Annotated in this window: 11 protein-coding genes; 10 read left to right on the top strand and 1 reads right to left on the bottom strand. The window is 46.7% G+C overall.

The window, feature by feature from the left end; genetic code table 11:
* The first annotated feature begins 42 nt into the window (after positions 1–42).
* Genes Q5L94_RS02265 through Q5L94_RS02245 form a run of 5 tightly spaced genes read left to right on the top strand, consistent with a single transcriptional unit; the run spans position 43 to position 9,225 of the window.
* Entirely contained in the window at positions 43–2,025 is a 1,983-nt protein-coding gene (locus Q5L94_RS02265) for a class I SAM-dependent DNA methyltransferase (RefSeq protein ID WP_317496862.1), read from the top strand.
* Positions 2,022–3,407, top strand: a complete 1,386-nt coding sequence (locus Q5L94_RS02260; RefSeq protein ID WP_411161924.1) for a restriction endonuclease subunit S — start codon at positions 2,022–2,024, stop codon at positions 3,405–3,407. Before Q5L94_RS02265 ends, Q5L94_RS02260 begins: the two co-directional genes overlap by 4 nt.
* Positions 3,400–6,564 (top strand): type I restriction endonuclease subunit R, encoded by a 3,165-nt coding sequence (locus Q5L94_RS02255; RefSeq protein ID WP_317496861.1) that lies wholly within the window; start codon positions 3,400–3,402, stop codon positions 6,562–6,564. The genes Q5L94_RS02260 and Q5L94_RS02255 overlap by 8 nt, the downstream gene beginning before the upstream one ends.
* Before the next feature lie 58 nt (positions 6,565–6,622).
* Positions 6,623–8,209 carry an ATP-dependent nuclease gene (locus tag Q5L94_RS02250; RefSeq protein ID WP_317496860.1) on the top strand — a complete coding sequence of 529 codons (1,587 nt, stop codon included), beginning with the start codon at positions 6,623–6,625 and terminating at the stop codon, positions 8,207–8,209.
* Positions 8,194–9,225, top strand: coding sequence for an AAA family ATPase (locus Q5L94_RS02245; protein WP_317496859.1), 1,032 nt, complete (start codon positions 8,194–8,196; stop codon positions 9,223–9,225). Before Q5L94_RS02250 ends, Q5L94_RS02245 begins: the two co-directional genes overlap by 16 nt.
* Before the next feature lie 34 nt (positions 9,226–9,259).
* On the opposite strand, the gene Q5L94_RS02240 is transcribed toward Q5L94_RS02245, so the two are convergent.
* Positions 9,260–9,820 carry a tyrosine-type recombinase/integrase gene (locus tag Q5L94_RS02240; RefSeq protein ID WP_317496858.1) on the bottom strand — a complete coding sequence of 187 codons (561 nt, stop codon included), beginning with the start codon at positions 9,818–9,820 and terminating at the stop codon, positions 9,260–9,262.
* 263 nt (positions 9,821–10,083) lie between these two features.
* Between Q5L94_RS02240 and tnpA the strand changes: the two genes are divergently transcribed.
* From tnpA to Q5L94_RS02215, 5 genes are all read left to right on the top strand, one after another.
* On the top strand, positions 10,084–10,383 hold the full coding sequence (gene tnpA, locus Q5L94_RS02235; RefSeq protein ID WP_317496857.1) for an IS66 family insertion sequence element accessory protein TnpA: 300 nt from the start codon (positions 10,084–10,086) through the stop codon (positions 10,381–10,383).
* Positions 10,380–10,736, top strand: a complete 357-nt coding sequence (gene tnpB / locus Q5L94_RS02230) for an IS66 family insertion sequence element accessory protein TnpB (protein ID WP_317496856.1) — start codon at positions 10,380–10,382, stop codon at positions 10,734–10,736. The genes tnpA and tnpB overlap by 4 nt, the downstream gene beginning before the upstream one ends.
* 113 nt (positions 10,737–10,849) lie before the next feature.
* Positions 10,850–12,424 (top strand): IS66 family transposase, encoded by a 1,575-nt coding sequence (gene tnpC, locus Q5L94_RS02225; protein ID WP_317496855.1) that lies wholly within the window; start codon positions 10,850–10,852, stop codon positions 12,422–12,424.
* Between the two features lie 147 nt (positions 12,425–12,571).
* Positions 12,572–13,081 carry a hypothetical protein gene (locus tag Q5L94_RS02220; protein ID WP_317496854.1) on the top strand — a complete coding sequence of 170 codons (510 nt, stop codon included), beginning with the start codon at positions 12,572–12,574 and terminating at the stop codon, positions 13,079–13,081.
* Positions 13,078–13,302 (top strand): hypothetical protein, encoded by a 225-nt coding sequence (locus tag Q5L94_RS02215; RefSeq protein ID WP_317496853.1) that lies wholly within the window; start codon positions 13,078–13,080, stop codon positions 13,300–13,302. The genes Q5L94_RS02220 and Q5L94_RS02215 overlap by 4 nt, the downstream gene beginning before the upstream one ends.
* Positions 13,303–13,387 lie beyond the last annotated feature (85 nt).

Genomic DNA, 13,387 nt, shown 5'->3' with positions numbered 1-13,387 from the left:
GACCAAAACTTAAGGACGATATAACAATAAACAGGGTGTGCTGTGAATACTGAAAACTACTCTCAAACCGCTTCCTTTATCTGGTCGGTGGCAGACCTGCTGCGTGGCCATTTCAAGCAATCTCAGTACGGACGGGTCATATTGCCCTTTACCCTCTTACGCCGTTTAGAGTGCGTTTTAGCGCCGAATAAACAAAAGGTATTAGAAGCGGCGAAACAGCATCAGAACAAACCCGATGCGGTGCGAGAGCAGTTATTGCTACGCGAGTCACAGAACGACTTCTACAATGCATCACCATTAAGCCTGGCGACATTATCGGATACCCAAACAGCGGAAGACTTAATCTCTTACGTACAGTCATTTAGCAGCTCTGCCCGTGAAATATTCGAGCACTTTAACTTCGAAGAGTTTGTGCTGAAACTGGCTGAAGCTGACTTGCTGTATCAGGTCACTCAACAATTCGGCTCCAAAATAGACTTATCACCCGACAATATCTCTAACTACGGCATGGGCCTTATTTTTGAAGAGCTCATACGCAAATTTGCTGAAAGCTCAAACGAAACCGCCGGTGAACACTTTACCCCGCGTGACTGTGTGCATGCAGCAACCTCGTTATTGATGACCGGTCAGCAAGAAGTGCTTTCACCTAACAGCATCATTACCATCTACGACCCGACTGCTGGCACCGGTGGCTTCTTGTCAGAATCTGAAGAGTACATTCAGTCCATCAGTGAAAAGGTTACCGTTAAGCTGTTTGGCCAGGAGCTCAATTCAGAGTCCTATGCCATCTGCAAAGCAGACATGATGATCAAAAGTCAGGAAGTCGACAACATTAAGCTGGGTAACACACTGTCGAACGATCAGCTGGCGCATGAGAAGTTTAAATACATGCTGGCGAACCCTCCGTTTGGCGTTGATTGGAAAGCCTCACAGCGTGTCGTTAACGACGAGCACAAAGTAAGAGGCTTCGATGGTCGCTTTGGTCCAGGGTTACCCCGTGTTTCTGACGGTTCACTGCTTTTTTTGTTGCATCTGGTCAGCAAAATGCGGGACACACGTGATGGTGGCTCGCGTATCGGTATTATCTTAAACGGCAGTCCTTTATTTACTGGCTCTGCAGGCAGTGGTGAATCGGAAATCCGTCGTTACCTGCTGCAAAACGATTTGGTTGAAGCCATCGTCGCCCTGCCAACCGACATGTTCTTTAACACCGGCATCAGTACCTATATCTGGATCTTGTCCAACGCCAAAAAGCAGGAGCGTAAAGGAAAGTTGCAACTGATTGACGGCAGCGACGCCTTCGCGAAAATGCGCAAGTCATTAGGCAGCAAACGTAAATACCTGACCGAAGAGAACATCAACGAGCTGGTGCGTTTATACGGTGCCATGGAAGAAGCCCAAAATAGCAAAACCTTCCCTAACGAAGCCTTTGGTTATCGCCGTATTACCATCGAACGTCCGTTGCGCCTTAACTTTCAGGCCAGCGAAGAGCGTATCGTCAGATTAGACGACGAAAAGGCACTTCAAAAGCTTAAAGCCGAAGACTTTAACCAACTGAAACAAGCCATTCAGCAAATTGACGACGACACTCTGTTCACGAATCGTGATGACTTTACAAAAGCGCTTAACGCTCAACTCAAAGAAAGCGACATAAAGCTTAGCGCCGTACAACTAAAAGCGGTGTTCACTGCCTTAAGTGAACGCGACAGCGACGCTGATGTCTGTACCGACAAAAAAGGTAATGCAGAAGCGGATGCTGGCTTACGCGACTATGAAAACGTACCGCTGACAGAAGATCTCTACGAATACTTTGAGCGTGAGGTCAAACCGCACGTGCCTGACGCCTGGATAGACGAAAGCAAGCGCGACGAGCAAGACGGCGAAGTCGGTATCGTGGGCTTCGAAATTCCGTTCAACCGCCACTTTTACGTATTCGAACCCCCTCGCCCACTCGAGGAAATCGACGCAGACCTCAAACAATGCACAGATCAAATCAAGCAGATGATTGAGGAGCTGTCGGCGTGAAAATGAGCAGAAATAGAAATTTTTTTCCAACAGGGTGTAAAGAAGTATTCGAACTTCCTTCACAATGGAAACTAATATCCTTGGGTTGGGTGTTAGAAAGCCCCGTTACCGACGGGCCGCATTCCACTCCACAATTTCTCGAAGAGGGTGTTCCATTTCTCTCTGTTGACGGAATACAAGAAGGATCTTTAGTCTTTGAAAATTGTAGATATATTTCTAGGGAAGATCACACTGAGTTTAAGAAAAAAGCTGCACCAAAGGCTGGTGATATTCTTTTAGGTAAGGCAGCCTCAGTTGGGAAGGTAGCACTTGTTACCGATAGTGCTCCAGAGTTTTCCATCTGGTCGCCACTGGCATTGATTCGTGCTATTCAAAATAAATGCATTGCTAAATTTCTATTGTATTGCTTTAACTCCGTAGAACTTCAGAACCAAATTAAGCTCCTATCAAACAGCAATACCCAAGCTAATTTGGGTATGAAAGATATTCCCAAATTAAAGCTCCCAATCCCACCGTTCGACGAACAACAAAAAATAGCTCAATTCCTTAACTACGAAACGGCAAAAATTGATGCGTTGATTGACGAGCAAAAACGGTTGATTGAGTTGCTTAAAGAAAAGCGCCAGGCGGTTATCAGTCATGCGGTTACCAAAGGGCTTAATCCAAACGCACCGATGAAAGACTCTGGTTTTGAGTGGCTTGGGGAAGTGCCTGAGCATTGGCGAGTCAAATCCTATAAATATGCTTGTAGAATATATCGAGGGAAATTTACGCATCGTCCGAGGAATGACCCAAAAATGTATGATGGGCAACACCCATTCATTCAAACTGGTGACGTCGCTCGTGCTCAGAAAACGATCGAAACTTACTCGCAAACCCTGAATGATAGAGGGGCCGCAGTTAGTCAAAAGTTTCCTGCTGGTACATTAGTAATGGCGATAGCCGCCAATATTGGTGATACGGCTATCCTTGGTTTTGAAGCATATGCACCCGATAGCGTTGTTGGATTCAAGCCGACTAACGATACAAACTTAGAATTTTTACGGTACAGCTTAATTTCAGCGCTACCGGCGCTTGAACAAGCGTCTACACAAAACACTCAGGCTAATTTGAATATTGATAGAATTGGCTCACTGGTTGCGACCTTCCCTTCTCTCGATGAACAAGAACGCATAGTTAAACACATTGAGGAACAACTCTCTGGGGCTAGTGAGCTAATCAAGGAAGCATTAAAAACGGAAAAGCTCCTCAAAGAACGCCGCTCCGCTCTAATCTCAGCTGCCGTTACCGGCAAAATTGATGTGCGCGACTGGCAACCGCCCGCAGGTTCCGATACAGTGGATTCAAACGCGTCAGTGCAAACGGAGAGGCATTATGGCTGACACCAAAGAGCGTCAGTTTCAGACGGACATACTGAATAGCCTGGAAAGAGACGGTTGGTTAATTGGCTCTGCAGCCAAATACGATAAAGCCAACGCGGTGTATACCGAAGACTTAATCGGTTTCGTGAAAGACGCCTACCCTGACCGTTGGGAGCGCTTTTGCAAGTCTAACCCCGGTGACCCGGAAAAGCTCTTAGTTCACGCCGCCGTTAAAGGCATGACTCGTGACGGCGCACTTTATGTGCTGCGTCACGGCTTTAAAGCCATTGGCGGCACTATTAAGGTCTGCGCCTTTCGCCCCGACCATGGCATGAATCCCGATACCGAGCGCCGCTATCAGGCCAATCGTTTGCGCGTCGTTGAGGAAGTCTCCTACTCGCCCCATGCCCGCGAAGGCGACTATAACCCACGCATCGACCTGGTGTTTTTTGTCAACGGCATTCCAACGGCCACAATGGAGCTAAAAAGCGAGTTTAAGCAAACCGTTGAACACGCCAAACGCCAGTATAAAAACGACCGTCCGGTAAAAGACCCTGTTACCCGCAAGCCAGAGCCGCTATTAACGTTTAAGCGCGGTGCGCTGGTGCATTTTGCGGTCAGCCAAGACGAAGTGGCCATGACCACCAAGTTAGCGGGCAAGGAAACATTCTTCCTGCCGTTTAACTTAGGCAAAGATGATGGCGGTGCCGGTAACCCACAATCTGCATCTGAGAACAACTACGCCACCAGTTACCTGTGGGAGCGGTTGTTTAACAAAGACGCCTGGCTAAAAGTCATTGGCCGCTTTATGCACCTGGAGGTTGAAGAGAAAGAAAACTTCGACGGGCGCACACAGAAAAAAGAAACGCTGATATTTCCCCGCTACCATCAGTGGGACGTGGTCAATCAGCTTATCGATACCACACGCCGTGAAGGCCCCGGCAGTAAATACCTTATCCAACACAGTGCCGGCTCGGGTAAGTCCAATTCAATTGCCTGGACAGCGCATCAATTATCCTCACTGTACGCTGACGACGGCTCTAAGCTGTTTAACTCCATTGTGGTGGTCACCGACCGCACGGTACTCGATTCGCAGTTGCAAAACACCATTCGACAGTTTGAGCACGCCGACGGTGTGGTGCGTGCCATTACCCGCGACGTGGGCAACAAGAGTAAGTCTGAGCAATTGGCCGAGGCGCTGCAGGAGCAGGTTCGCATTATTGTTGTCACAATTCAGACGTTCCCCGCATTGTACGATGCCATTGATAAGTACCCTGCTCTGCAAGCCGGTAACTACGCGATTATTGCGGACGAAGCGCATTCGTCACAAACCGGTGCATCTGCCAGTAAATTAAAAGCCTTACTGGGCTCTGACCGTCCTGAAGGTGAGGACGTTAGTGCCGAAGAGCTTTTAGATGCGGCAGTACAGGCACGGATGCCGAACGAGCGCATCAGTTACTACGCATTTACCGCGACACCCAAAGGTAAAACGCTGGAGCTCTTTGGTCGCCCGGACGACCCGCACTCGCCCATTAGCGATGACAATAAGCCCAAGGCGTTTCACGTGTATTCCATGCGTCAGGCCATTGAAGAAGGCTTTATTCTCGACGTACTGAAAAACTACACCACTTACGCCACGGCCTGGAAGATTGCTCATCCCGAGGGTGAGGACAAAGAAGTCGACAGCAAGAAGGCGCGTATTAAGCTGGCTAAATGGGTGCGATTGCACCCCTACAACATTAATCAGCGCGTTGAAATCATCGTTGAACATTTTCGCGAGAACGTCCGTCACTTGCTGAACGGTCAGGCGAAAGCCATGGTCGTCACCGGCAGCCGTCAGGAAGCGGTGCGTTATCAGTTAGCGATGACCAATTACATTGTTGATAAAGGCTATCAGGACGTGCATGCGCTGGTGGCTTTCTCCGGTGAGGTTCCGGCGGATGATTACATTACTGAGAGCGTGACCGAGTACGACAAAAAATTAAACCCGGGTTTGAACGGTCGTAAGCACGATAAAGCGCTCGACTCCGAAGACTTTAACGTGATGATTGTGGCCAATAAGTATCAAACCGGCTTTGACCAGCCCAAGCTGTGTGCCATGTACGTTGATAAGAAACTACAAGGCGTTGAGTGTGTACAGACGCTGTCGCGTTTAAACCGTACTTTCCCAGGTAAAGACCAGACCTTTATTCTCGACTTCTTCAACAGCGAAGAAGACATTCTGGAGTCGTTTAAGCCCTACTACACCACCGCAGAGCTTGATTCTGTGACCGACCCGCACATTCTGTTCGACATTATGAGCAAGCTCGATGAAGAGCATATTTATGAATGGTCGGAAGTGGCGAAATTTGCCGAGGCGTTCTATGACCCGAATGCGCCTGCCTCGAAACTAGGTTATTACTGTAAACCCGCCAAAGAGCGTTTTATGGCGCGGTATAACGATGCTGTTGATACGCTGAAACAAGCGAAAGACATGCTGAACCAGGCGCGAATTTCCGGTGATAAGGTCAGCATTAATAAAGCCGAAGACTCGGTTAAAGCCGCCGGTGAAATGGTCGACCAACTCGACCTGTTCAAAAAGAATCTGAACAGTTACGTGCGGATGTACGAGTTCTTGTCGCAGATAACGCCGTACAACGACCATGAGCTTGAATCGTTATGCGTTTATGCAAAGAGTCTACTCCCCCTACTTCGTGTCGAACGCTTAGACGATGAAGACGATGTCGATATATCCGGAATGACACTGACGCATTACCGCACCACCAAAAAAGCCGAAAAAGAACTGAAACTAGGTGAAGAAGATGGTGGTTACTTAAGTTCAGTCAAAGCCGTTGGTAGTGGTAAACCACATGACCCCGAGAAGAAAAAGCTGCAGGAGATCATCGACGCTTTGAACGACTTATTCGGAGCCGAAGTTGGTGACGAACACAAACTTCGTTACGCCGAAGGAATAGCCGGTCGCTTACGTGAAGACGATGAAATAATGGCCCAGGTTAAGAAACACTCGGAAAACGAAGTAATGCACGGTTTACTACCACAGCGATTATTGGACCGTGTTGTTGATTCGATGGATGATCATGAAAAGCTGTCGATGGAAGTGCTGGAGAACCCAGCTATTAGGGATGGATTTGCTAGGTTGATATTGAAGATGTTGGTTGAGAACCGCAACGCACCTTGAATTATCTAATTTTTACTATTCGAGAAAGGCCCTCTCTAAGACACAAAGTATTTAAATTATGAAAACAATAACAAAGATAAAGCTAAAGAACTTTAAGAAGTACCGTGAGTTTGACGTTGATGTAAATCCCGAGCTAAACCTACTCATCGGTGATAATGAGGCAGGTAAGAGTACTATTTTAAGCGCTATTGAGCTGGTGCTCAGTGGTAGCAAAAGTAAAGTCGAAACGCTAGGGCTGGAAAACTTGTTTAACACAAATGCAGTACAAGACTTTTTAGCTGGTGACAAGGCTTATGAAAATCTACCCGTTCTCATTGCTGAGCTGCATTTAAATGAACAAAACAATATTTCTCTAAACGGCAAAAACAACATTGACGGAGTTCTAGCTGATGGGCTGCAGTTGATTTGTGAGCCAAACGACGAGTTGAGTAGCGAAATTGCTCTCGTACTGGATCAAGTAATGCCAAACTTTCCCTACGAGTATTACTCAATAAGGTTTTCCACTTTTGCCGGAGAGTCCTTTACTGGTTATCGTAAGTTCCTAAAGTTTTTAACGCTTGATAGTTCCCAAATTAACAGCGAATACGCGACAAGGCAGTATATCAAAACTGTTTATGAATCCCATGTCGAACAAGCGCAACGAGCTGAGCTCCAAAACGACTATCGCCAACAGAAAGCCCACTTTAAGGAAAACAACTTAAGCCCAATAAATGCCCCTTTAACCGGGTATCAGTTTGCGGTGCGCTCTGGAACCAAGTCAAACTTAGAAACAGACTTGATAATCACCGAAGACGATATTCCTCTTGAGAATAAAGGAAAAGGCAGACAGTGCTTTATTAAAACTGAGTTTGCATTAAAGAAAAATGACTCAGAGCGTGATCTTGATGTTCTCTTATTAGAGGAGCCTGAGAATCACCTCAGCCATACAAACATGAAGCGACTGGTATCTCGTATTTCGGAGTCCGAGGCTAAACAAATATTTATTGCGACCCATAACAGCCTGATCAGCACCCGTTTGGATTTGCGAAAAACGATTTTCATGAACAGTTCATCGCCTGATCCCATGGTCTTGAAAAACTTATCTGACGAGACAGCTAAGTTCTTTATGAAGGCCCCTGACAACAACGTCTTGGAGTTTGTGATGTCACCCAAAGTAATTTTGGTGGAGGGTGACGCAGAATATATGCTGCTTGAACAACTATACGTCAATACTAATCATCACAAGCCTGAAAACGATAATGTACACATTATCTCTGTTGGTGGGACCAGCTTCAAGCGCTACCTTGATATCGCTAAACTGTTAGATGTTAAGGTTGCAGTGATAAGAGACAATGACGGTGATAAGCAAATGCACTGTGTTGATAATTACGCTGACTACGATGCTGAAAATATACGTATTTTCTACGAGGAAAACGATGATAACTGGACATTCGAAGTTTGTATGCTCCAATCTAACTGGGATATTTGTGAAGAGCTATTTAGCGGTAAGCTGAGAAAAAAGCCGAATAAAGACGAGAGAACAACGCTCGAGGAGTATATGTTAAGCAACAAAGCTGAAGCGGCTTTTAAGTTACTTGATAAAAAGGCACCAGATTTAACCGCACCAGATTACATTGGCGAAGCTTTAAAATGGATAAACGAGTAATTTTCGCTGTAGCTGGTTCAGGTAAGACCAGCCTTATCATAGATAAGATAAGTCAAAACTCTCGTTGCTTGATTCTAACGTATACTGAAAACAACTTTAAAAACCTCAAGCATCGTATATTTGAAAAATTCGGATGTATCCCTAGTGGAGTTAAGGTTTACACATACTTCACTTTCATATACTCGTTTTGCTTTAAACCACTTTTAGGGCACCAGGTGAAGATTAAAGGGATATGCTGGGAGACTCCCCCACACTTTACGTTACGGCTGAAAAGAAGTGATGGACGTTTTTATATTGATAAACACAAACGACTTTACCATAACCGTATAGCGAAGTTATTTGAGCAGCGTGAGATAATAGGAGAGATTAATGAGCGAATCGAAAAGTACTTCGATCATATATGCATTGATGAAGTTCAGGATTTTGGCGGTCATGACTTTAATTTCTTAACTCAAATAGCAAAGGCAAATGTTGATCAACTCCTGGTCGGAGATTTTTATCAACATACGTTTGATACCAGTAGAGATGGTAATACCAACAAAGCTCTCCACACTTGTTACACCAAGTATAAGCAAAGGTTTATAGACGCTGGTTTTGCGATTGATTCAGAAACTCTTTCCCACAGCTACCGTTGTAGCTCAACCGTATGCAATTTTGTAAAAGGTAATATAGGGATTGAGGTCTCATCTCATCGCGAAGATGCTACAAGCGTCGAATTCGTCGATCGAGAAGATCGTGCTGCAGAGCTTTTTAATTGCAATGAAACCGTAAAGCTATTTTATCAAGCAAGCCATAAGTATCCAGGGTTCACTAGTAACTGGGGAGCTACGAAGGGTGAAAACCATTACAACGATGTTTGCGTAGTTTTAAATGCTACCACTATGGAGAAGTATTCTAAGGATGAGTTAAACGACTTACCTTCGAGTACCAAAAACAAACTTTATGTGGCATGTACTAGAGCGAACCGGCATTTATTTTTGATCCCAGAACGATATTTGTCAGCTTTCAAGAAGTGAATAAAGTTTTTAACAAAAAAAGGGACTAAAGTCCCTATAGTTCGAGCTCAACAAAGTCCCTATCAACATCTTCCTGGGTTATTCCGATGTATCGCAACGTGACGGCCTCTGAGCTGTGACGTAGCATTTTCATAACCCTGGCAATGTCGTTAGTGTTCTTGTACAGATGGTAACCTCTGGTTTTACGCATAGAGTGCGTACCTAAGTCGATACCAACCTCCTCACCTATTGCCGCAAATGCTCGAGACACATAACGGCGGCTTAATGGTTTTGCAGGTGTATTTTTAGACCGTTGATTTCGATAAGACTGAAAGAGATAAATGTGGTCAGGGTGCTCAGCGCGAATACGAGCGATGACCGCCCTCGCCTTTTTATTGAGTTTAATTGTCGCTAGCTTCGACGTTTTGCCTTCGACCAGCAACAGCCGGTCGTGCTCGATATTTTCAAACTTGATGGATAGTAAATCTGAGATCCGCAACGCTAGATTCAAACCAACATCCCAAACGTCAGCAATTTGCTGACCGTAAGTTCGTTTGAGAAGGTAGCTGATTAGTTTCACGGTATCCAGATTCTTAACCGCTTGTACTTCGGCCATGGTCTAGTTCCTTTTTTGCTGTAAAACGTGATTTTGAGTACTTAAGGGGGTATAAAGAGGTAAGTAACCCGTTTTTAGTGGGTTTGCTTGTTCCCATTTCGTTATTTTGGGAACAAGCCTGGGAGCAAGGGCTTCCCTTGCTTCACGAACATGATGTATGTTTGAAATTTTGAGGATAAGTGTAAGCGTCACATAAACCACGCCTAGTCACCACTTTACAGATAGCCTAATTTATCGCCACGTTCTAACCAACGAGGTGATTTATGAGTCGAGTATACCGCTCTAAAGCGCAGTGGCAGGCGCTAATTGATGAATTTGAGCAAAGCGGGCTAAGCCGCAAGACGTTTTGTGAAGCTCAAGGTATTAATCCGGACTACTTTAGCCAGCGCCGCCGTCGATTACAGCAGGATGCCGACGGTGCAGGCTTTGCACGGGTAGCGGCTGAGTCGTCGCCGGCATCCGCAGCGGCCATGCAGGTTCGCGTCGGTGACGCGCAGCTAGTATTGCCAATGTCAGTATCTCCCCGCTGGGTGGCCGAGCTGGTCAAAGCCCTCAGCGCATGAAGATGTTTGTCGAGCCGCCGGCGATTTATCTGTATAAGCAGCCGGTCGACTTTCGCAAGAGCATCAATGGCCTCAGCGCCATTGTTGAAGCCGAGATGGACCACTCGCCGTTCAGCGGTGCCGTGTTTGTGTTCTGCAACCGCCAGCGCGATAAAGTCCGGGCGCTTTACTGGGACAAAACCGGTTTTTGTCTTTGGTATAAGCGGCTGGAAAAGAACAAATTTAAATGGCCGAGAAAACTCTCCGGCGATGTGCTCAACCTAAGCGAACAACAATGGCAGTGGCTGCTCGAGGGCCTGGATATCACTCTGATGAAAGGCCATCAGCCATTGCATTTTAGTGCCACAATCTGATCGAAAACGGTTTATAAGGATCCTGCATAAAAACCGTTTTACGATCGCTAATCGGTCTAAGTAAAGTCAATAAAATAGAGGCTTGCAGCGTTTTCATGGGGTATAATAGTCTCATGAAAACGAGCGATATTAAACAACTCCCGGATGATGTTGAGAGCCTGCAAAAAATGGTTCTCGAGTTGCAATCTGAACGCGAAAAACTCCAGACAGAAATGGCTCTGGAAGAGCAACGTTGGCAACAGAAAATCCGTTACATGATGGAGCAATGGCAACTGTCGTTGCAAAAACGCTTCGGTGCCAGCAGCGAAGGGCTGCCCGGTCAGGGCGAGTTGTTTAATGAGCTGGAAGAGGCCCTTGAGCCGACGGCGGAAGAAGTAGCCGCAGACCAAACCGTTACCTACACCCGCAAGAAGCCCCGCTGTCCGCGCATTGATGAGTCACTGCCGCGCGAAGAGGTGTTGCGCGATATCGCAGACGAAGACAAAGTCTGCGACTGTTGTGGCCATGACTTGCACCGCATGGGCGAGGAAACCAGCGAAGAGCTGGAGTTTATTCCGGCAAGCATTAAAGTGCTGCGTCATGTACGTCCGAAATACAGCTGCCGGGCGTGCGAAAAGCACGGCACACAAACCGCTGTCAAAATCGCACCGGTTAAACCGAGCATACTGCCCAAGAGCATCGCAACGCCGAGCTTGCTTGCGCAAATCATCAGCGCCAAATTCCAGTTCGGGTTACCGCTGTATCGTCAGGAAGCGATGTTTAAACAATACGGTATTGAGCTGAGCCGTCAAACCATGAGTCGCTGGATGTTGACTATCAGCGAGAAACTGCGGCCGCTTTATCAACGCATGCGTGACATCCTGCTAAAACAGCCGGCTTTATGGGCTGATGAGACGACCTTAAACGTGCTCGATGTGGATAAATCCAAATGCTACATGTGGGTTTACGGCTGTGGCACCGATAAACCGAGGCCGGATAAATCACCGAACATCGTGCTTTATGATTACCAGGACGGGCGCGGTGGCGTCCATCCCGCTGCGTTTTTAGCCGACTATTGCGGTCCACTGCAGGTGGATGGCTATCAGGGCTATGAGCAAACCCGTTCACAGCTGGCCGGCTGCTGGGCGCATGCCCGTCGTAAGTTCATTGAGGCCAAAACCGTACAGGGCAAAGGCAAAAGCGGTAAAGCCGACCAGGCGCTGAGCTTTATCCAGAAGCTGTACGGCATTGAGCAGAAAATCAAAGACGACGGCCCGGCGCAAAAGCAGGAAAAACGTGACGCCTTAGCACAGCCTGTTATGGACAAGCTAAAAACCTGGCTGGATAAGTCGGCGCTGCAGGTCAACCCGCAGTCACTGCTCGGCAAAGCCATCCATTACACGCTCAAACAATGGGACAAGCTGCAGGTTTACCTGCATGACGGCCACGTTAATATCGATAACAACCGTGCCGAGCGCGCAATAAAACCTTTCGTTATCGGCCGTAAAGCCTGGCTGTTCTCAAACTCACGCGGCGGCGCTCAGGCCAGCGCCATCTTGTACAGCATGGTCGAAACCGCCAAGGCCAACGGCCTGATGCCGGTCGACTATCTCATGATGTTGTTCGAGCAACTGGCGTTGCTCAATAACGATGATGACCTCGACTCGCTGCTGGCCTGGAACATCAACGCCGACAAAAACGGTCAATAAAACTGACCCACCACAGGCTGTTCGGATAGACCGAAATCGGTGACCGGATTAAACCGAAACGCGTGATCGGGTGGCACCGAAATCATCTCAGCGACAATTATCTTGGCCGGTTGTGTGGTTTATGCGACGCTTACGGATAAGTTAATCATGGAAGAGCATTCGATAAACTCATCTTACCGAGAACGGCTTATAGAACACTTATTCGTTGGCGAGTTGTTAAAACACTCGTGGCGCTGTAACAGCTTCTCAGTAGAGGTGGCGAAACCCGAAGTAGACAATTCAGGCTACGATTTAATTATTGAATCGAAAGAAATTATTCGTCACGTTCAACTAAAGTCAGCTTTCATTGGTGCCAAAACAGCTCGGCAAACCGTTCACCTTTCACTGGGAAACAAACCGTCAGGCTGCGTTGTTTGGGTGTATTTCGATAAGGACACTCTGGAACTGGGACCATTTTTATTTTTTGGTGGCAGGCCTGGGTTTTCTTTACCCGATATAAGTAACTATCGAGTAGCCAAGCACACCAAAGGAAACTCAGATGGTCTGAAAGCGGAAAGACCGAATTTAAGAACTATTAATAAAGGTGAGTTTAAAAAGTTTTCGACATTTGATGAGTTATACAATGCACTATTCGTACTAGAGGAGCCTGGTACATGACATTGCACCAGCTAGGAAAAACACTTCACGACATGTATTTCAACTCAAAAAAAGGGGAGTCAGTAGTTATGATCCACTTTTTTGGGGTTAAGTACGCTCACGAAATCAAAAGTTCTGATGCCTCGAAGAGAGAAATTGTAGAAGCCGCCGGAATCAGCAAGTCATATGCGACCGAACTTTCAAAAGCTGTTAAGTTAGCTGAGTTCGTTCGGCCCAAATAGCCACAGCTAACCCTTTAATTAGCCTTCCTCGTTGTAATTATCTATGACTAGAGGGAGTCTCGCAAATCAATGGCGACTCGGAGCT

It is taken from the genome of Idiomarina sp. Sol25 (assembly GCF_033052775.1).
Taxonomy (GTDB): Bacteria; Pseudomonadota; Gammaproteobacteria; order Enterobacterales; family Alteromonadaceae; genus Idiomarina.
This window is presented reverse-complemented; position numbering and strand designations above follow the sequence as displayed.

What these genes read in the sequence shown, in the direction of transcription:
- tnpA (WP_317496857.1), top strand. Translation starts at nt 10,084, where the DNA reads ATGAGTCGAGTATACCGCTCTAAAGCGCAGTGGCAGGCGCTAATTGAT.
- Q5L94_RS02220 (WP_317496854.1), top strand. Translation starts at nt 12,572, where the DNA reads ATGGAAGAGCATTCGATAAACTCATCTTACCGAGAACGGCTTATAGAA.
- Q5L94_RS02250 (WP_317496860.1), top strand. Translation starts at nt 6,623, where the DNA reads ATGAAAACAATAACAAAGATAAAGCTAAAGAACTTTAAGAAGTACCGT.
- Q5L94_RS02255 (WP_317496861.1), top strand. Translation starts at nt 3,400, where the DNA reads ATGGCTGACACCAAAGAGCGTCAGTTTCAGACGGACATACTGAATAGC.
- Q5L94_RS02215 (WP_317496853.1), top strand. Translation starts at nt 13,078, where the DNA reads ATGACATTGCACCAGCTAGGAAAAACACTTCACGACATGTATTTCAAC.
- Q5L94_RS02240 (WP_317496858.1), bottom strand. Translation starts at nt 9,820, where the DNA reads ATGGCCGAAGTACAAGCGGTTAAGAATCTGGATACCGTGAAACTAATC.
- Q5L94_RS02245 (WP_317496859.1), top strand. Translation starts at nt 8,194, where the DNA reads ATGGATAAACGAGTAATTTTCGCTGTAGCTGGTTCAGGTAAGACCAGC.
- tnpB (WP_317496856.1), top strand. Translation starts at nt 10,380, where the DNA reads ATGAAGATGTTTGTCGAGCCGCCGGCGATTTATCTGTATAAGCAGCCG.
- tnpC (WP_317496855.1), top strand. Translation starts at nt 10,850, where the DNA reads ATGAAAACGAGCGATATTAAACAACTCCCGGATGATGTTGAGAGCCTG.